This is a genomic window from Roseovarius maritimus (genome assembly GCF_043355895.2).
In the GTDB taxonomy this organism is placed as follows: domain Bacteria; phylum Pseudomonadota; class Alphaproteobacteria; order Rhodobacterales; family Rhodobacteraceae; genus Roseovarius; species Roseovarius maritimus.
The window spans coordinates 61,058-79,571 of the sequence record NZ_JBHFPF020000011.1 but is presented as its reverse complement, the minus strand read 5'-3'; the positions used below and the strand labels follow the sequence as shown (position 1 = coordinate 79,571).

Sequence of the window (18,514 nt, the reverse complement as noted above, 5' to 3'; positions counted from 1 at the left end):
AGCTTCTGGCCGATGTCGATCGCACCGATCCCGCCGCGCTGGCCGATTTGCAACTCTTTCTGGCGCAATCCGAGCTGGCCTACAGCCCAGGCACGTCCCCGGTCGAACTGGTCAGGCTGGATGAGGAATTTCACCGGCGCATCGCGCAACTCGCGAACAATGCCGAGTTGCTGCGCCTTCTGGACAATGCCGCCGCGCGAATCCGGTATGTGCGCGTCATCGACTTGCAATCGCTGAGTGAAATCAACGGCGCGGCCGCCATCACCACCCAGCCGCATGTGCGCATCCTTGCCGCTATCGCCGCCCGCAACGAGGATTGGGCCGGTGCCGAGATGCGCGCCCATATCTCGCGCCGGCTGGAAGAGGTGACGCATAACGTGCGCATGGCCTTCTCGCAGATCTACGCGCCTTGAATGCCCGATCAGTATCCGACCGCGCAGCCGTCCTTGCGGTGGTCCGAACCGGCGATGTAGCTATTTCCTTGCCGCCAGATCAACTGCGCCCCGCCAAAGCCGAACTCGGCTGCCGTGCCTTCGCGCACCACGTCGTGCCCCATTGCGCGCAGCGCCTCGACCGTGGCCTCGGGCATGGCGTTTTCCACCGCCACCGTGCGGCCAGTCACCACCTGCCAGCGCGGAGCGTCACTGGCAGCTTGCGGATCCTGGCCCCAGAGCATCGTGCGCAGCATCATCTGCAAATGCCCCTGCGCCTGCATCGGACCGCCCATGACGCCAAAGCTCATCTCCGGCGCGCAGCCCTGCATGACGAAGCCGGGGATGATCGTCTGAAATGGCCGCTTGGATGGACCCACCCTGTTCGGATGGCCCGCGTCCGGCACAAAACCCGCCCCGCGGTTTTGCATATGGATGCCCGTGCCGGGCACCACCACACCCGCGCCAAACCCCATGTAGTTTGACTGGATGAAAGACACCATGCGCCCACCCGCGTCCGCCGCAGTGACATAAACGGTGCCGCCCGCCGTCGGCGCGCCCGCGCCCGGATCACCCGCGCTTGCGGCGTCGATCATGGCGGCGCGGTCGTCCAGATATGCATCCTTAAGGAGCGCCTCGGGTCCAAAATCCATCGCCCCTGCGTCACCGATATGCGCCATGGTGTCGGCCAGCGCCAGCTTGGTCGCTTCGATTTGCAAGTGCAGCGCTTTCGGATCGTCGGGGCCGAAATCTGCAACGTCGGTACGATCCACGAGTCCCAGCGCTATGAGCGCGGCGATACCCTGCCCATTGGGCGGGATCTCATGCAGAGCACGGCCGCGGAACGGCATCTTCAGGGTGCCGCACCAATCGGCGCGATGCGCGGCTAGATCCTCCTCGCTAAGCGCGGCACCGTTCTCGCGCGCGGCGGCGGCGATGCGCGCCGTCAGCGGGCCGGTATAGAACGCCGAGCCCTCGCTCTCGGCGATGGCCTCCAGGGTGCTGGCAAGGTCGGGGTTACGGAATGTCTCGCCCGCCTTTGGCGCCCGTCCGCCGGGCATAAAGCAGTCGGCAAAGCCGGGCTGGTCCTTGAGCGTTGCGGCACCCTTGGACCAAAGCGCCGCGATGGCCGGTGACACGGCAAAGCCGCCGCGCGCATAGCGAATTGCCGGCTCGAAAAGTCGGGTAAATGGTAGGCTGCCATGCGCGCGCCAAAGAGTTGTCCAGGCCGAGACCGCACCGGGCGTCGTCACGGAATGCCAGCCGCGCTCGGGCACACCGCCATCGAACTGCGCGGGCGTCCAAGCTGCGGGGGACCGTCCCGAGGCGTTGAGGCCATGCAGCTTCGCGCCATCCCAGAGGATCGCGAAGGCGTCGGAGCCAAGGCCGTTGCCCGTCGGCTCGACCACCGTAAGACAGATCGCGGCGGCCAACGCGGCGTCGACGGCATTCCCGCCCTCGGCCAACATGCGCAGCCCGGCCTGCGCCGCCAAGGGCTGTGACGTGGCAACCATATTTTGTGCCATCACAGGGGTGCGGTACGTGGGATACTGCGTCATCTTGAAGCCTTTCGTCAGTGCGTTGCGCTGCAACACTCCAGCGTCACCGCCAGCGCCGGGATGGTCAAGACCCCGGTGCCCGCCCCCGTCCACCGCCACTCTGCCCCCTCCATCTGCGCCGCGCGTGCGGCGATGTCATCCACGTCATCGAATAGCAACTCAGCACTGGCGAAGGCAGGCGTGGCGCCCTCGCAAAGCGTCAATGCCAGCCCCTCGGCCGTCACGCTCACACCATCCGCGCGCCCGCCGGTGAGCGCGGCATAGCGCGCGGCCTCGGCCTCTGGGTCCGGATCGGCAATCGTGATAGCGCCAATGTCGTGGAACCCGTTTGGATGCGCCATCCAATCATCCCGCCACACCAGATCTGGCGTCAGATGCTGGCAGAAGTAGACGCGCCCGGCGGGAAATTCCGCCGCCGTCATGCGCACGTTGCGAAATTGTGCCTTTCGGCTGGTGCCACCGATATTGACGGGCCGCTCCAGCAGGATCGGCTCTTGCGGGGCAAAACCTACGGCGATCAGGTGCGCATATGTCGCCTCGGCGTCATCCGTGCGAAATACCAGCCCACTGAGGCCTTTGGGGCTGTCCAGGACCTCCTGCCGCTGCGTGCCGCTCGCAGGGACACCCACCAGCTCAAGATAGCTGGCCGGGTCGACCATCAGATGGTTGATCGAACCCAGCGAATGATGACCGCGCGGCGTCAGCTGGAACCCAAGCTGGTTGAATTGCGCCGCGGCGGCCTCCATTCCGAAGAGCGTGTTTATGACCAGATGATCCAGCATCACGGTGCGGTCCTTCCTTATAGCGGCTGGGATATTTAACTGGTTGGTCATCTTGGGGGCAAGGTAATGAACCGCGCGGGCACCGATAGGCTAATCGGACTCGGCCCACCATGCCAGGGCGCGGCGCGTAGCCAGCGTTTCGGCCTGGATCAGATCATCGCTTTCGACCTTGACGGTTTCGCCGCCCGGCCGTGCCGCGCGTTTGCGGCGCAGGCCGCCCGGACCAGTCTCCTCGGTTCTGGTCAGGATCAGCCGATCTACCCGGGCAGTGCGGAGCCCCAGCGTGGTCGTAAGGTCAAAACACGATGCGGCGATGCGTTCGGACTGGTCCGGTTTCACGAGCAATTCCAGCCGCACGACGAGGCGGGATTTCTTGCCCTGCCCCGTCAGCAACATCAGATCGACCACCCCCGGATCAGCGCGCAGAGCATCAACAGCAGCGGCCAGTTCCTCGCCGGTCATGTCGTCGATATCGAAGGCCAGGTCCACCAGTTGATCCCGTGCACCATCGGTCTGTGCGCAGTCACCATGTTCAGAGAGCGGCCTCAATCAGAAGCGGCCCCGGCTCAATCACTGCATGGCGAATCGCCGCATAGAGGTTGGCAGGGTCGCCGACCCGGCGCCCCGGCACGCCCATGCCACGGGCCAGCGAGACGAAATCAAGTTCCGGACGGTCGAGTTCCAACATGCTCAGTGCTTCTGGACCAGAATTAGCCCCGACGTTGAACAGCTCGTGCTTGAGAATGTTGTAACCGCGATTGGCGAAAATGATCGTGGTTACATTCAGCCCCTCGCGCGCCTGCGTCCAGAGCGCCTGAAGCGTGTACATGGCCGACCCATCCGCCTGTAGCCCGATCACCGGCCGGTCGAGGCAAGCAATGGCGGCCCCGGTGGCCAGCGGGATGCCGATACCGATGGCGCCGCCGGTGATCGACAACCACGAGATCGGAGGCGCACTGGTGGACAGGGCCGCCACGCTGTTGGCGCTGGTCAGGCTTTCGTCCACGACGATGGCGCCTTCGGGGAGGGCGGCGGCGATAGCAGGGGACAGCGCGTCATTGGTCATCGGACCGGAGGGTGGCGGCAGACAGGGCGCGATGGCGCGCGCCTTAGCTGGCGCGGCCCCGACGGCATCCGCCAGTGCGGCGATGGCCGCCGTCCCGTCCTGGTCGAAGTCTGCCAGCGCGATAACCTCGCAATCGTCGGGCAGCAACAGGCTGGGGGGTGTTGTCACGTTAACGTCGGCGCGGTTTTTCGGATGGCGATTTGGTCATAGCTATCTGCGATGCAGGCACTGACCATCAGATACAAGCGCCATCGCTTTCCATCCCAAATCATCGCCCATGCGGTCTGGCTACAAATGCACTTCAACCTGGGTCTGCGTGAAGTTTGCTGACAGGTCATTCTGGTGTGGCGCGCGGTTGATCAATATGGATTAGTTCTGGAAGAAATCCTTGAGTCTAGACGAAATAAGTCGGCCGCAAAACAGCTGCTGATCAGGCTTATCAAGCGTCATGGCTTCGTCCGGCATCGCCAACTTGTTTGGTGTCTCATAGCTGTCTAAACGTTGTCGATGATCATTTCATCCACCATGCCCCGCCTGAAAGGTTACCGCTTCCCACGTGAGATCGTCTCCTATGCGATCTGGGTCTACCACCGCTTCGCGCTCAGCTCGGCTGATGTCGAGGACTTGCTCGCCGAACGGGGCGTGACAGTCAGCCGGGAGACGGTCCGGAAATAGGTGAACCGCTTTGGTTGCCATTTCGCCAATTGCATCAGACGCGACAGGCCTTCGGCGACCGACAAATGGCATCTCAACGAAGTCGTCATCCCGATAAACGGTCGCAAATACTGGCTATGGCGGGCAGTGGACGCGAACGGGAATGTGCTGGATATCCTCGTGCAACCTCAGCGCAATGCCAAGGCTGCGCGACGTTTCCTAAAGCGACTGACCGCCCGGTTCGGCGAACCCCGAGTCCTCGTGACCGACAAGTTGCGCAGCTATTTCAAGCCGATCCGCGAGCTTGCACCGAGCGCGGATCATCGCGCACACAAGGGTTTGAACAACCGGATCGAGGGCTCGCACAGGCCGACCCGAAGGCGCGAGAAAGTGATGGGCCGGTTCAAATCGCCCCGACAGGCACAGAGGTTCCTTGACGCTCACGATCAGGCAAACACGATCTTCCGCCCCCGACGCTATCGACTCTCCACAATCTCTTACCGCCACGCCAGAGCCGATGCTTTCGACCTCTGGAATACCTATGCAGCGGAAATGGCCGCTTGAGACCCCGACAGTTCGCACTTCTCAATCACGCGAAAACAAGTTGGCAATGCCCGCCACCCTTCGGCGTATGTTTGGAATCGGGTTCACATTGGATGAAGTGCGCAGGGATGCAGCGGACATGATCGAGATCGCCCGACAGGTGCCGAAACCGCGGCCCAGCCCTTTCGCGTTGCTGAAATCCTCTTGGTTGGCACGCAGTTGATCTAGCGGATGGCCTTCGAGGCATATCCGCCAGATACGTGAGCCTGCCGTTGGTTCACGGCCCCTCTCAGCCGTCCCTGACACCTTTTTCGACTCTCTCACCAAGCGTCTCGTCCACGTTGCGCCAATACTCGAACGCCCGTTTCAGAACCTTTTCGGAGACCCCGTCCTTGAGGTGGCCAACGATATTGCCGACCAGCCGGTCGCGGGCCGCGTCATCCAGCACATCACGCACCAATGTGCCGGCCTGTCCCCAATCGTCATCGTCCTCGCGCAGGGTATAAGCCTGGCGCACCATGTCACCATCGGCGTACCAAAGCCCCGCGTCATCGGTGAGCGAGGGGTCCGCCGCGGGCCCGCCGTAGGAGTTGGGCGCATAGACCGGGTCCGACACATTCTCGACGCGCATCGCGCCATCCTTGCTATAGCTGTGGACGGGCGATTTGGGCCGGTTGACCGGGATCTGCTTGTAATTCGCGCCCAGCCGCGCACGATGTGCGTCCGAATAGGAAAACCCGCGCCCCAGCAGCATCTTGTCTGGGCTTAGCCCGATGCCACGCACGAGATTGTTGGGCTCGAAAGCCGCCTGTTCGATCTCGGTGTGGAAATCGGTCGGGTTGCGGTCCAGCGTCAGCTTGCCCACCTCGATCAGCGGATAATCGCCATGCGGCCAGACCTTGGTCAGGTCGAACGGGTTAAAGCGATAGTTGCGCGCCTCCTCGAAGGGCATGATCTGCATTTTCAGTGTCCAGCTGGGATAGTCGCCGTCGCGGATCGAATTGAAGAGGTCGCGGCGATGGTAATCGCCGTCGGTGCCGGCCAGGCGGTCAGCCTCTTCCTGGGTCAGGAATTCAATCCCCTGATCGGTCTTGAAGTGGTACTTGACCCAGAACTTCTCGCCGCCCTCATTCACCCACATATAGGTGTGGCTGGAAAAGCCGTCCATGTGGCGCCAAGTCTTCGGGATGCCGCGGTCCCCCATCAGCCATGTCACCTGATGCGCAGATTCCGGCGAGAGCGTCCAGAAATCCCACTGCATGTCGTGATCGCGCAGGCCACTGTCGGCGCGGCGCTTCTGCGAGCGGATGAAATGCTGGAACTTCATCGGATCGCGCAGAAAAAAGATCGGCGTGTTGTTGCCGACCATGTCGTAATTGCCCTCGGTCGTGTAGAATTTCAGCGAGAAGCCCCGCGGATCGCGCCACGTATCGGGGCTGCCGCGTTCGCCGGCGACAGTGGAAAACCGGATCAGCGTGTCGGTCTTCGTGCCCGGCTGAAACAGGGCCGCACTGGTGTATTTGCTGACGTCCTGCGTCACCTCGAAATGGCCGAAGGCGCCACCGCCCTTGGCGTGGGGCTGACGTTCGGGAATCCGCTCGCGGTTGAATTGCGCCATCTGCTCGATCAGGTAGTGATCGTGCAAAACGATGGGTCCATCTGCACCGACTGTCAGCGAATGTTCGTCACTCGCGACGGGAATGCCTGCATCAGTCGTGGTGGGTTTTCCGGTTTTGTCGGTCATGGTAATCTCTCCTTGTGTTGCCCAGAGTCATCGGTTCCCTTGACAGGGATGGTCGGGAGTCGGACTCCTTTTGGTGGCCGTCTTGATCCTGCCGCAATCAGGAACCACTGCCAATAGCGGGATCGTCAGGGCAAAAGGCACCCATGACCATCGGCGGGCATCATGTCGGCACTCGATGTGGCCCTTGACCCTCCGGTTGATGGAACCTCTATGTTCGGCTTTGTCAGGTTGTTCTATAGCGACGTGAGCAAGATTGGCGTGTCACCATCATGCGGTCATTTACGCCGCATAGTTGTTCCAGAGGCTGAACCCGTCAACCCGAGATTGGCGATAGGATGCTGCGGAAAGGCGGTGACGTTTTGGACGAAAGATGCTGGCGGTCTGGTCGTGGACGGATAGAAACTGCTGCGCCTCACGTGGTGATTTGAAACGGCCCATGATTTTCTCTCGTCGGCGCATGTGTCGGTGCGACGCCTCGGACCGGTTATTCAACCCCTTGTGCGAGCGGTGATCGACGCTTGGGCAAAGGTCACGGACAGCCGCGCCATAGGCCTGCACAGCATAAGAGATGATGGACCGAGGAAACCGAAACCCCTTCAAGCGGTGTTGTGAAACTTGGCTGACCATGCGCAAGCGCTATGCGTGAAGCGAAGCAGCGTCAACAACCTGATAATACCCTCTGCGACAGTGCTGATCATTGGGTCACTGTCGGCGAAGTGGCGAACCACCTTGACGCCGACACGCTTAGAAAGTCTGTTCAGAAGCCGCGCTGCAGCATACCAAGTTTTCAATTGAACTTATTCCTTGAATTCAGGAGGACGACGGGCCGCGACGACTTTCTCGAACCCGGCTCCCAAACGGAAGAGTTCACGCTCGCCATAGGGACGCACTACCAATTCGACTCCGACCGGCACGTCATTCTCCGCAAACCCTGCCGGCAGTGCGATTGATGGCATCCATGTTTGAGATGCGATCAGAGTGTTCGTGGGATAGGTCAGAACCTGATATTTATCTGCGAAGACCTCTTCCTTGGTAGGCGACAGAAGCTGCACGATCGGGAAGATCAGCGCCTCGATATCTTGCTCTGCCATTAGGTTCACAACAAGACGCTGGAAGCCATCCCGAGCGGCCAATTTCTTAAAGTAGTCTGGATCATCTTCTGGATGATCCGGGCCCTCGAAAATACCTTTGAGCAGATCGAGGTTCGGATGAAATAGCTCTTTATCCTGGATCTCCTCTAGGGACCCGACAGGCATGTTTGGACGGCTCGCGAGGAACTTGTTGATGTCATGTCGCGAATGAGAATTGTAGAGCGACGTTTCAAGAATATGGTCCGACAGATCTGGGATCTCGATATCAACAAGGGTCGCGCCCGCCGCTTTCAGCTTATCAAACGCCGCCTCCACCACGGCGTTGACCTGCGCAGTGTCGTAGTCGCTGCCATCCCCAAAGGTATTGCGAACGACACCGAGCTTTGCTCCTGACATGCTGTCAGGATCCATGGCGTCTGTATAACTTCCTGTGTGATTGGCGATAGTGGCCGCTACGGTGTATTCGTCCTCGGGATCGTAACCGACCATGCTATCGAGCAACAAAGCCGCATCTCGTACAGTGCGCGCCATCGGACCGGCGGTATCCTGGAATACCACCAACGGAGACATACCTTTGCGGCTGATGAGTCCTGGAGTCACTCGCACTCCGACCAGATTGCAAAACCCCGCGGGTATGCGGATTGAACCACCCGTATCTTCACCTATCCCGACCATGGCCAAGCTGGCAGCTATCGCAGCACCGGTGCCTGAGCTGGAGCCGCCAGGATCACGAGACAGCACGTACGGGTTCTTCGTCGACCCAATCTTCGAGCAGATCCCGAACCATGAGGTTGCGAAATCTGGGAGGGCGGTCTTTCCCAGGATTATAGCTCCGGCATCTTTCAGCTTCGTGATAGCCGTAGCGTCCTCCTCAGGCATATAGCCATCCTGGGCAATGGAGCCGAAGGTCGTCTTGATACCCTTGGTTTCCGCCTGGTCTTTGACCAGCACAGGTACTCCATGAAGCGGCCCCTTGAAGTCTCCTGTTTCAGCAAAATGGCTATCCAGGGCTTTGGCTTCTTCGAGAGCTTGGGAGTTGATCGTGATAACAGAATTTAGCTCAGGTCCGGATTTATCAATCTCTTCAATTCGTTCCAAGTATGCAGAGACCAGATCGTGTACCGTCAAATCCCCGCTTCTGAACGCGGCTTGAGCATCGGTGATGGTTGCTTCGACAACGTCAAAATCTGATGGCATGGGATTCTCCCTGTTGGTGGTTAGTGATTGATTTGATCTGCGGCCGACTGTGTGAAGTGTTCCCACCTTTCCCGACATGTTTGCAGCTATTCTAAAGGTGTAACGGGTTTAGGTTTCATGCTGCTTTCGCTTGTTCTAAGCTTGCAGAATATGCGTCGTTCGACGTCAGCCGATAAAACAAGGAATGGGGATAACACCGGTATTGTAGGGAGCCATCCATTCTTTAATAACTCGGCTGGCCTTGGAGGAGTCCATTGCATTAACTTCTTCGAAGGCCACAAGTTCCACTTGTTTATAATGGTGGAGGACCTGACGGCGAAGCGCAAGAATCCGTTTAAACGGCACCGGTTCCCTAGTGAAATCATCTGGACCTGTCGCGGTTTGATTCCGCTCCTTTGATAGCATTTACTGCAACCGAGGAGACGAACTATGGGACGTGGAATAACCGACGGTTTCCGCAAAGATGCAGTGCGCATTGCGCTGACCAGTGGGCTGACGCGCGAACAGGTGGCTGACGATCTGAGTGCCGGGATGTCGACGCTGAACAAGTGGATCACGGCACACCGAGACGGCACTTTGGGTGAAAAGATCGTCATTCCGCAGATCCTCGTCCTGCTTCTCGGATATCTTCCACTGCCGATGGCGCGTCTCTTCCGCAGCGCCGGGCGCACGGATATCGTCGACGCAACCAGCCTTGCGCGCTGCCGCATGTACGACAACTGGGCCGATATCCGGTTCGGCTTCATCAAGAACGCGACCAAGGGCATGGCAAAGCCGGTAGCATTGCCCGTGTGGACCCTGCTGCTCGGTGGGGGCCTTGTGTCGCCGTTTTTGTTACTGCCGCTCGTCTGGGCTCTTGGGGCGTCCACTGTGACTTCGCTCTGCCTTGCAGCGATCGGCCTCGTTCTCGGGGCGCGGACACTTCTTGCCCTGCGCACACGTCAAGGGCCGCTTTCAGTGGTCCTTCAGCCTGTCGGCGTGGTGGTCACGCTGGCAATTCAATGGTCCGCCCTGATCGGCGCGCGGCGTGGCGCGGTCGCGACTATGATTTCCAATGAATGATCCCGCAATTCCCTTCAGCATCCTGCGCGATGCCTTTTCGCTGGACGCAGTGTCGGACGTGCCAGCCCGCATCGAGCGTTTGCGCGCTCTGTCGGCGGCGCTCGATGCCCGCCGCGAGGAGATCGTCGCGACGGTGTCGCGTGATTTTGGCCACCGCTCGCCGCTGGAAACCGGCATGGCCGAGATCGCCTTCACACGCGACGGCATCCGCCATCTAATCCGAAGGTTGCCACGCTGGTCCCGGCCCAGGCGATCATTCGTCCTGCGTCCCCTGCCCGGCCGGAGCGAGGTCCGTCGCGAACCCAAGGGCGTTGTCGGGGTGATGTCGCCTTGGAATTATCCGGTACAACTGGCGCTGCTGCCCCTCGCCACGGCCATCGCCGCCGGTAACCGAGCCCTTCTCAAGCCGTCCGAACGAACGCCCGCCACTGCACAGTATCTTGCAGAGCTGGTAAAGGAGGTCTTTCCGCCGGAAGAAGCCGCTGTCGTCACCGGAGACGCCGACACGGCGCGCGCGTTTTCTTCGCTGCCCTTTGACCACCTGTTTTTTACCGGATCGACACAAACCGGTCGCCTCGTCGCGGCGGCTGCGGGTGAAAACCTGACGCCCGTGACGCTCGAACTCGGCGGCAAAAGCCCCTGCATCGCGCTGCCGGATGCCGATCCGGCAATTCATGCCGCGCTTATCGGCTGGGGCAAATGGTTCAGCGCAGGTCAGACCTGCGTGGCACCCGATTACCTGCTTGTCCCGAAAGGCAGCGCAAGCCGCTGGGCCGAGGCCTTGCTGGACGTGGCGCGGGGCTTTCTAGCCGATCCGGCCGATTACACCGCGATCATCGACCCGGCGCATCATGAGCGGCTCGAAGGACTGCTGGCCGAAGGCGGAGAGGTGCGCGCGGCGACCACAGATCTGCCGGGGCGCCTTGGCCCGGCAATCGTACTGAATCCGCCGCAATCGGGACGGCTGATGACAGAGGAGATTTTCGGCCCGATCCTGCCTATCGTCGAATATGGCACGATTGAGGAAGCCATCGCCATGGTGGCGGGCAAAACGGCACCGCTCGCGCTCTATGTCTTCGGCCGGGATTCAGCGGCCGCGCGGAAGCTCGTCGGACGCATACGGTCAGGAGGAGCGGCTGTGAACGGGACGATCCTGCAACTCGCGGTTCACAACCTGCCCTTCGGCGGCATTGGCACATCCGGGATGGGTGCCTATCACGGCGACCGCGGCCTCATGGAATTCTCCCACGAACGCGCCCTCTTGACGGTCACGCAGGGCCCTTGGACCCGCCTTTTGGTGCCGCCCTATTCCGGCACTGTGCGCCGGATACTGACGCGCCTTTCCCGCTGAAGCGGGCGCGAGGAAGACGGTTACCGGTTTATCGTCGCGTATGTGGCTAGCCTGTTTTCTGGTCTGCGAGAAGCGGGACTGATCCGGGCAATTCAATAAACCTGCTCGTTACGACGGCATTGTAGACCGCCGTCAGGGCCGCTGCGATGGCCTTGCGGTCCTTAGAACTGGCGAAGCTCATGGACTGGCGCAGCGGGTGGACGATGCATGTCTTGACCTGGGTTTGCAGGAAGGCCGCTTCGATGGCTTGCGGAAAGCCCTTTAGGCCGTCCAAGACGGCGATCAGGATATTCTGGACGCCCCTGTTGCGCGGGTCATTCAGCACCTTAGCTCAGAACTTGGCGCTCTCGTTAGCCTGAAACCACAGGCCGGGAACGTCGCGGGTACCATCCGGCAGGATCGCCAGCGCGACGAAAACCCCTTGTTGCTGACTGCGCCATCGCTGCGGATATTGACCCGGATCGCATCCATGAACACTGGCGGCCACCGTCGATCTTCGGCAAAGGTTTTGGGTCGCAACACTCGAAGCCAAAGACGGGGATGACCGGTGACCGATAAGAGAATGACGCTGCCTGAACTGATTGAATAGGAGGCCGATGGCGATCTTGTGCGCGAGATGTTGGCCTTTGCCGCCGCACGGATCATGGAGGCGGAGGTTGAGGCGCGGACGGGCGCGGCCAAGGGAACGCGCTCGCCGTTGCGGGAAATGCAGCGCAACGAGTACCGCGACCGCGAGTGGGACGCCCGTGCTGGCCGGATCGCGCTGGAGATCCCGAAACTGAGAAAGGAAAGCTATCTTCCCAGCTTCCTGGAAGTTTCAAAACTTATTCAGCTCCAATAACCGGCTTAAACATACGCTGATGAGTGAGCATAGCTGCAATCCCGTTCTTACTGATGTCCAAAAGCGCCTTAGGACGGCGCTTTTACCAGAATTTTGATCTGTGATTTTTCCGAGGACAGCGCATCAAAACCATCGGTGACGATATCGTCGATCTCGATCCGCTTGGTCACAAGGTTTTCGGCTTGAAAATAGCCGCGCATCATCAGTTCCATCACTGCAGGATAGACGTTCCGGTAGGCGATTGTCCCCTTGATCTGCCTCTCGCTCAGCACGACCGTATTGGGCTGGAACGATGCCTCTTTTTCCCAGATCGACACGATCAAGGCCTGCCCTTCGTGGCGGGTGCTGTCGATCACCTGTGCCAGAACCTGCGGCACGCCAGTCACCTCGAAAGCGACATTGACGCCGCTGCCGGTTGCGGCGCGGATCTCGGCCACGACGTCGCAATCGGCTGGGTCCAGCGCGAGGGTCGCGCCCAATTCCATTGCCTTGGCGCGGCGTTCCTTGGACGGCTCGACCACATAGACCTGTGCGGCGCCTGCCGCGCGCAACGCCTCGACCACCAGCAGACCGATGGGGCCGGCGCCAAAGACTGCGGCGCTATCGCCTGCCTTGATGGTGCTGACCCGGACGGCATGAAGGGCCACGGCGGCCGGCTCGATCAGCGCGCCTTGTTCCATCGATAGCTCATCTGGCATCTTGTGGGCCATCTTTGCGGGCACGACAGAATAGGCTGCGAAACCGCCCGCGCCGCCAGACAGACCGACAAATCCCAGATCCTTGCAGAGGTTGTAGAGCCCCTCGCGGCAGGCATCGCACTTCCCGCAACTAAAGATCGGCTCGATCGCGACCCGGTCACCAATTGCAATTCCCTCGACGCCTTCGCCCAGTTCCACGACTTCGCCGCAGTATTCGTGGCCCATGGTAATCGGGGCCTTGTCATGGCTCAGCGGATGATTTTCACCCACCGGAACAAAAATCGGGCCCGCCAGATATTCGTGCAGGTCACTGCCGCAGATGCCGGTCCAGGCGACCTTGACCTTGATGTCACCGGTGGAGACTTGGGGCTCGTCGATATCCTCGACGCGAATGTCCTTGGCAGCGTGCCAACGTGCAGCTTTCATTGTCTTGCTCCTTTTGTAATTCAGTTGCTCTTGATTGGCTGTGTCGCAAGCCGAACGAGCTTCTTGAATGTCACTCCAAAGGAATAATAGCGTGAGGCGAAGGTTGGTCATTGATTTAGGACAAGGGGATCACCGGATGGGTTGCTGGGGTCCGGATCTATGCTGAAGAATCGTGGTTTCGCCGCCCTGTTTTGCATTGAGCAGGCTGGGCCAAGGCGCCGTTCCAACCCTTGGCGGACGGATTTTTCCGCCGCGCAGCACAATCCGCACGATGCCTCTGTGCGATTGTCTTGGCCTTGATCTGTGCAATCTACGATTGGCAAGTTGCTGTTAGTGCCGCCCAGATCGAGACCGCAAGGACCGTGTTGATGGCAAGCGCCGTGCCGATCACAAGGCCCAGCCAAGGATTGCCCTTCCAGATCCAGCACACCAGTCCGATCAGGATGCCCAAGGCAATTCCGTTAAGGACGCCGGGGTGACTTCCTTGCGCCAGACCCGCATGGCATCCTTGGGACTCACGACACCCAGCGCCAGTTCCCGCATGGTCACGCCGACGGCTTGATTGCCCGAGCACCCCGACATATCCGACACCATGGGCAAAAAAACGGCAATGGTGATGAGTGCCGCGAGGGTATCCTCGTAGGCCGAAATCACCGAGGCGGCGATTATGTTCAGCACGATGTTGGCCGACAGCCACGCAAGGCGTCGCCGCGAGCGCAGCCAAGTGGGCATCGAGCGCAACTCGTCGCCCACAACGCCCTGTCGCTTCAGGCGTTCCGTTGATCATTGCGCGGTCCCTCTTTGATTGCTCGCACACCCAGGCGGCTGCACACCAGAATGCTAGCGCATCAGTTCCGCGTTCAGGGTCCTGCCACCATAGCCCAAACCTCAAGCTCTGGAGTTTCGGTCTTCACTGACTGAACGGTTTGGGTGATGCAGCGACATAGCAGCAGCTGGTACGCCGGCACCGGCCCCCGCTCAGGCCGCGACCGCCGCCTCCTCCTGCCCGACGGCGCGAAAGAGGACCGCCGCGACCAGATCACCTGTGACGTTGACAGCCGTCCGGCACATATCCAGCAGCCGGTCGACCCCAAGAATGATCACCATGCCCTCAACCGGGATATTCATGCTGACCGCGACGTTGATCAGGATGGCAATGCTGACACCCGGCGTGCCGGGTGCGCCGATGCTGGAGGCTACCAGCGTTCCGACCACCACCGCGATCTGAGCCGCGGTCAGGTCCACTCCGGCAAGTTGCGCAAGAAAGAGAATGGCCACCGCCTGATAGAGAGCCGTTCCGGCCATGTTCATCGTCGCACCCAACGGAATCACGAGGTTCGCGATGCTCTGCGGCACGCCAAGCTGGCGGGCCGTCTGAATCGTCACCGGCATCACCGCCGAGGAACTGGATGTCGAAAAGGCGAGGAGTAGGTTGCTGCCAGCCTCCTTGGCGAAACGAAAGGGCGTGATCCGGGCAAAGACTAATGCGATCAGCAGGTAGAGGCACAGCAACCCCGCCAAGCCCAGCAAAACGGTGCCGACATAGCCCGAGATACCCAGCATCGTCTCGAAACCCGTGCGCATCACCAGCTGCGCCATCAGTCCAAACACGGCGAACGGGGCGAGAAACATGGCCCATTTGACGATATTCATGGAAATTGACAGCAAAGCGTCCATCAGGGCGAGAAAGGGTGCCGCGCGGCTGGGCTGCACCTGCGTGATCGAGATGCCGACGAGCAGCGCAAAAACGACGACGGCCAGCATGTCGCCCTGCACGATGGAGGCGGTTGGATTGGTCGGCAGGATATCAACGATCAGGTCCGGCAGGATTGTCGGCCCGCCCTGCTCCGCGGCGTCTGGCAGCGCCCCCTCCGGCACGGGCAATCCGGCGTCCGAGGCGCCTGCCGAGAAGGCGGCAAGCCCCGCGCCGGGCTGGAGCCACAGCGCGAGCGCCACACCGATAGCCGCCGCGACCGTCGTGGTCGACAGAATGAACGCGGCCAAGCGCAGTCCGACCGAGCGCAACTCTTCGCCGGAACCGGCGCCGGTCAGCCCGCCGACGATAGACGAGAAGATAAGAGGGATCAGAACCATGGCGATCAGGGCCAGGAATATCCTGCCGGGCAGCGCCAGCCAATGGCCCAGCATCTCGGCCGTGTCCGGTTGGATCCAGCCCGTCGCATCGCTCAGCAGCAGGCCGAGGCCAAACCCGAGGACCATGCCGGCAATCACCTGGGCCCAGAGCCGTGATGTAATCCAGACGCGTAGCTTGAACCGCTGGCCCGCGATCTGCATCGGAGCGTTCTGTGTATCTTGTGTCATGGAGCGCTTTTAACACGGGAAAGCTGTGAACCTGAACCGGCAACCCCGGTCTTGAATGCAAGTGTAGCGAACTGCAGCTACCAACCAAAATCACCGATTCTGCAACTTTGACGAAAGGCAGTCTTCGGCTTACCTTTTTTACGCATGAGGCTGTTTCTCATACATGGTGCTCCGGCGACGGGCAAATTGACGGTAGCGCGAGAACTCGGATTGCTCACCGGATTGCCGCTCGTGGCCAACCCCGTTCGGTGATCTTCGCGACCGCGTCCCGCTTGAAATCGTCACTGCAAGTGTTGCTGCCCATCACGGTCTCCTTGCTTCAGATTAAGCTAAGAAGGCGTCCACGATACACGGGGCTATTCCTTCGGGAACATAGTGAGGGGCCGAAAAGGGGTGGGTTCTGGCCGTTTTGGGGGCGTAGAGCGGACCTCTCAAGGTATTCAGGTGCCTGGCCGCTATGCGATCAGCCGCCGCGCTCCGTCGATCAAATCGTGGGGATCCAAGCTTGCACCGCGCTTGTGCTCGGCTGCGGGTTATGTCCCTCCGATGCTGTCCAGCGCGAAATTTACAAGATAGTCATTCAGGTCTCGCGATGCCTGCTCTGCCGCAGAACTGTTCTGGGATACGATCGCTTTCAGTATCGATACATGAAGTTTCGAGCCCGTCTCGATTTCGCGGCTCATGTCCTGCAGGCGGCTGATCCAGAATCGACGAACCCATTGCCCAGATCGATGATCTCTTCAGCCATGCTTCAATTCCCTTCGGTTACGGGCGGCCTTGCCGCCTTCAGCGGCCCAGAAAGGGATAATCTGTGTATCCCTCTTCGCCGCCGCCATAGAACGTGTCCTGATCCTGCTCGTTCAGCGCGGCGCCGCGGCGGAACCGCTCGGACAGGTCGGGGTTGGCGATGAAGGGTCGGCCAAAGGCGATGGCATCCGCCTGTCCGCCATCGGCCTGTTTCCGGGTGTGAATGCCCGGCGTGTCGATATAGCCCTTGCCCATCTCGCTGATCTGGGTGGCCTCGCTGATGATCAGACCGGCGCTGGCCCGCTGGGCGTAATAGGTCTCGGCCATCGCCTTGGGCGTGCCATCGGCGTGCGCGCGGTTGCGCGTCAGGGGCGCCATCACCACGCGGTTGGGAAGGGCGATATCGCCCGCATGCAGGGGCTTGAAGAGAATGGAAGTATCGGTCATTGGGCTGAGCTTTCTTGTCAAATTGCCTGGCTCGTCAAATTGTCTGGCTGGTCAACTGTCTGGGGCGGGTCAGGCGGCAGGGCCGCTGGCGCAAAACGAGGCCGGCAGTGCCGGCCCCGATCCATATCAGACCCAAGGATGCGCCCCCGATTACTTGTCGGCATCCATCACATAGATCGACTTGGCGTTAACGAATTCCTTCATGCCAAAGCCGCCATGCTCGCGCCCGTAGCCGGAATTCTTGACGCCGCCGAAGGGCATGTTCGGGATCGCGATGTTGAACCCGTTCAGCGTGATCATGCCCGTGTCGAATTGCTCGGCCGCCAGTTCGCGCGCCCGTTTCGCATCCTTCGAGAAGATGCCGCCACCAAGGCCATAGCGGCTGTCATTGGCGATGCGCATGGCGTCCTCATCGCTCTCGGCCTTAATGATCGAGGCAACGGGGCCAAAAAGCTCGTCGTCATGGGCGGGCTGGCCGGGCTTCACATCGACTAGAACGGTCGCGGGGTAATAGGCCCCCTTGCGGTCGGGCACCTTGCCGCCAACCACGGCGCGCGCGCCTTTTTTGACGCTTTCATCCACCTGACCCGCCAGCTTGTCGCGCAGATCGTCGCGCGCCATCGGGCCAAGCTTGGTGTCGTCCTTGGTCGGATCGCCCATCTCGATGCCCTTCATCTTTTCGGCATAGCCTTCGACGAACGCATCGTAATTCTTAGCGGTGACAATGAACCGCTTGCCGTTCACGCAGGTCTGGCCGTTGTTGTAGATCCGCGCGGCAACGCAGGCCTCCACGGCAGTGTCGATATCGGCATCATCCAGCACGATATAGGCGTCGTTCGACCCCAGTTCGAGTACGGTTTTCTTAAGCTGCTCGGCGGCCTTCTGGCCTACGGCCCGGCCGGCGGTGTCGCTGCCCGTCAAGGTTACGCCGCGCACCAGATCGTTCTCGATCACCAGATCTGACTGATCGTGGTCTATCAGCAGAACGGTAAAGAGATGCTTGGGCAGGCCCGCGCGCTCCATCAGATCGCGCAGGAAAAGGCCCGATCCGGTGCAATTCTCGGCATGCTTGAGCAGAACGCCATTGCCGGTCATCAGGTTGGCGATGGCATAGCGCGTGACCTGATAGCAAGGGAAGTTCCACGGCTGGATGCCGTAGATGACGCCCAGGGGCGAGTAATGCACAACGCCCGTGCCGCCGGGAATGTCGCGCTCTTCATCGGCCAGCGCATCGGGGCCGTGATCGGCGGTGAACTTGCAGATCTGAACGCACAGATCGATCTCGTCGCGGCTGTCGCCAATCAGCTTGCCAACCTCGCGGGTCATGAGCTGGGCAAACTCTTCCTTGCTTTTCTCAAGCTCGTCACCGATGGCGCGGATGATTTCGGCGCGCTTTTCGGCGGGGCGCTGGCGCCAGTCAGGAAACGCCTCATGGCAGTTGCGCACGGCGTCCCGCGCCTCGTCATTTGTCATCAAAGAGTAGGTGTCCAGCTTCTCTTCGGTCGCTGGGTTGATGGTTGTGATCTGGCCGGTCATGAATGCCTCCAAAGTGG

The 18,514-nt window shown here is 60.7% G+C and carries 13 protein-coding genes and 7 pseudogenes; 6 read left to right on the top strand and 14 right to left on the bottom strand.

The annotated features are described in order from the left end of the window. A partial coding sequence (locus ACEWPM_RS16635) for an FCD domain-containing protein (RefSeq protein WP_420768032.1) occupies positions 1–413 on the top strand: 413 nt, incomplete at its 5' end. An 8-nt stretch (positions 414–421) separates the two neighbouring features. Here ACEWPM_RS16635 and ACEWPM_RS16630 read toward each other — a convergent pair. From ACEWPM_RS16630 to ACEWPM_RS16615, 4 genes are all read right to left on the bottom strand, one after another. Further along, positions 422–1,990, bottom strand: coding sequence for a gamma-glutamyltransferase family protein (locus ACEWPM_RS16630; protein WP_393963471.1), 1,569 nt, complete (start codon positions 1,988–1,990; stop codon positions 422–424). A 14-nt stretch (positions 1,991–2,004) separates the two neighbouring features. Further along, a complete protein-coding gene (locus tag ACEWPM_RS16625) occupies positions 2,005–2,772 on the bottom strand; it encodes a VOC family protein (protein ID WP_393963472.1) in 768 nt (255 codons plus the stop codon). A gap of 90 nt (positions 2,773–2,862) precedes the next feature. Continuing rightward, a complete protein-coding gene (larC2, locus tag ACEWPM_RS16620) occupies positions 2,863–3,321 on the bottom strand; it encodes a nickel pincer cofactor biosynthesis protein LarC2 (RefSeq protein ID WP_393963473.1) in 459 nt (152 codons plus the stop codon). Then, positions 3,305–4,006 carry a thiamine pyrophosphate-dependent enzyme gene (locus ACEWPM_RS16615; protein ID WP_393963474.1) on the bottom strand — a complete coding sequence of 234 codons (702 nt, stop codon included), beginning with the start codon at positions 4,004–4,006 and terminating at the stop codon, positions 3,305–3,307. The genes larC2 and ACEWPM_RS16615 overlap by 17 nt, the downstream gene beginning before the upstream one ends. Positions 4,007–4,057: 51 nt before the next feature. On the opposite strand from ACEWPM_RS16615, the pseudogene ACEWPM_RS16610 reads away from it, so the two are divergent. Continuing rightward, positions 4,058–4,306, top strand: a pseudogene (locus tag ACEWPM_RS16610) (DDE-type integrase/transposase/recombinase); the annotation flags it as partial. Between the two features lie 39 nt (positions 4,307–4,345). Further along, positions 4,346–5,056, top strand: a pseudogene (locus ACEWPM_RS16605) (IS6 family transposase). 268 nt (positions 5,057–5,324) lie between these two features. Here the strand turns inward: ACEWPM_RS16605 and ACEWPM_RS16600 are convergent. The 3 genes and pseudogenes from ACEWPM_RS16600 to ACEWPM_RS16590 form a co-directional block, all read right to left on the bottom strand. Further along, positions 5,325–6,779 (bottom strand): catalase, encoded by a 1,455-nt coding sequence (locus ACEWPM_RS16600; RefSeq protein WP_393963476.1) that lies wholly within the window; start codon positions 6,777–6,779, stop codon positions 5,325–5,327. A 279-nt stretch (positions 6,780–7,058) separates the two neighbouring features. Further along, positions 7,059–7,376 (bottom strand): annotated as a pseudogene (locus ACEWPM_RS16595) (DDE-type integrase/transposase/recombinase); the annotation flags it as partial. Positions 7,377–7,576: 200 nt separating this feature from the next. Then, a complete protein-coding gene (locus ACEWPM_RS16590; RefSeq protein WP_393963477.1) occupies positions 7,577–9,067 on the bottom strand; it encodes an amidase in 1,491 nt (496 codons plus the stop codon). A 429-nt stretch (positions 9,068–9,496) separates the two neighbouring features. Between ACEWPM_RS16590 and ACEWPM_RS16585 the strand changes: the two are divergent. After that, a pseudogene (locus ACEWPM_RS16585) lies at positions 9,497–9,637 on the top strand (transposase); the annotation flags it as partial. 484 nt (positions 9,638–10,121) lie between these two features. Then, entirely contained in the window at positions 10,122–11,480 is a 1,359-nt protein-coding gene (locus ACEWPM_RS16580; RefSeq protein ID WP_393963478.1) for an aldehyde dehydrogenase family protein, read from the top strand. Positions 11,481–11,592: 112 nt separating this feature from the next. On the opposite strand, the pseudogene ACEWPM_RS16575 reads toward ACEWPM_RS16580, so the two are convergent. Next, positions 11,593–11,966 (bottom strand): annotated as a pseudogene (locus ACEWPM_RS16575) (transposase); the annotation flags it as partial. A gap of 121 nt (positions 11,967–12,087) precedes the next feature. Between ACEWPM_RS16575 and ACEWPM_RS16570 the strand changes: the two are divergent. Beyond that, a pseudogene (locus ACEWPM_RS16570) lies at positions 12,088–12,294 on the top strand (transposase); the annotation flags it as partial. Positions 12,295–12,389: 95 nt separating this feature from the next. On the opposite strand, the gene ACEWPM_RS16565 reads toward ACEWPM_RS16570, so the two are convergent. The 6 genes and pseudogenes from ACEWPM_RS16565 to ACEWPM_RS16540 all read right to left on the bottom strand — a co-directional run bounded on the left by ACEWPM_RS16565 (position 12,390) and on the right by ACEWPM_RS16540 (position 18,497). Then, complete coding sequence (locus ACEWPM_RS16565; protein WP_393963479.1) at positions 12,390–13,445, bottom strand: 2,3-butanediol dehydrogenase; 1,056 nt, start codon at positions 13,443–13,445, stop codon at positions 12,390–12,392. A 310-nt stretch (positions 13,446–13,755) separates the two neighbouring features. Beyond that, positions 13,756–13,896 (bottom strand): hypothetical protein, encoded by a 141-nt coding sequence (locus ACEWPM_RS16560; protein WP_393963480.1) that lies wholly within the window; start codon positions 13,894–13,896, stop codon positions 13,756–13,758. Then, the gene (locus ACEWPM_RS16555; protein WP_393963481.1) at positions 13,884–14,198 is read right to left on the bottom strand and encodes a magnesium transporter; all 315 of its coding nucleotides are present in this window, start codon (positions 14,196–14,198) and stop codon (positions 13,884–13,886) included. Before ACEWPM_RS16555 ends, ACEWPM_RS16560 begins: the two co-directional genes overlap by 13 nt. Positions 14,199–14,423: 225 nt before the next feature. Continuing rightward, a complete protein-coding gene (locus ACEWPM_RS16550; RefSeq protein ID WP_393963482.1) occupies positions 14,424–15,767 on the bottom strand; it encodes a dicarboxylate/amino acid:cation symporter in 1,344 nt (447 codons plus the stop codon). A gap of 951 nt (positions 15,768–16,718) precedes the next feature. Next, a pseudogene (locus ACEWPM_RS16545) lies at positions 16,719–16,961 on the bottom strand (oxidoreductase); the annotation flags it as partial. A gap of 150 nt (positions 16,962–17,111) precedes the next feature. Next, positions 17,112–18,497, bottom strand: coding sequence for an NAD-dependent succinate-semialdehyde dehydrogenase (locus tag ACEWPM_RS16540; RefSeq protein ID WP_393963483.1), 1,386 nt, complete (start codon positions 18,495–18,497; stop codon positions 17,112–17,114). Between the last annotated feature and the right edge of the window lie 17 nt (positions 18,498–18,514).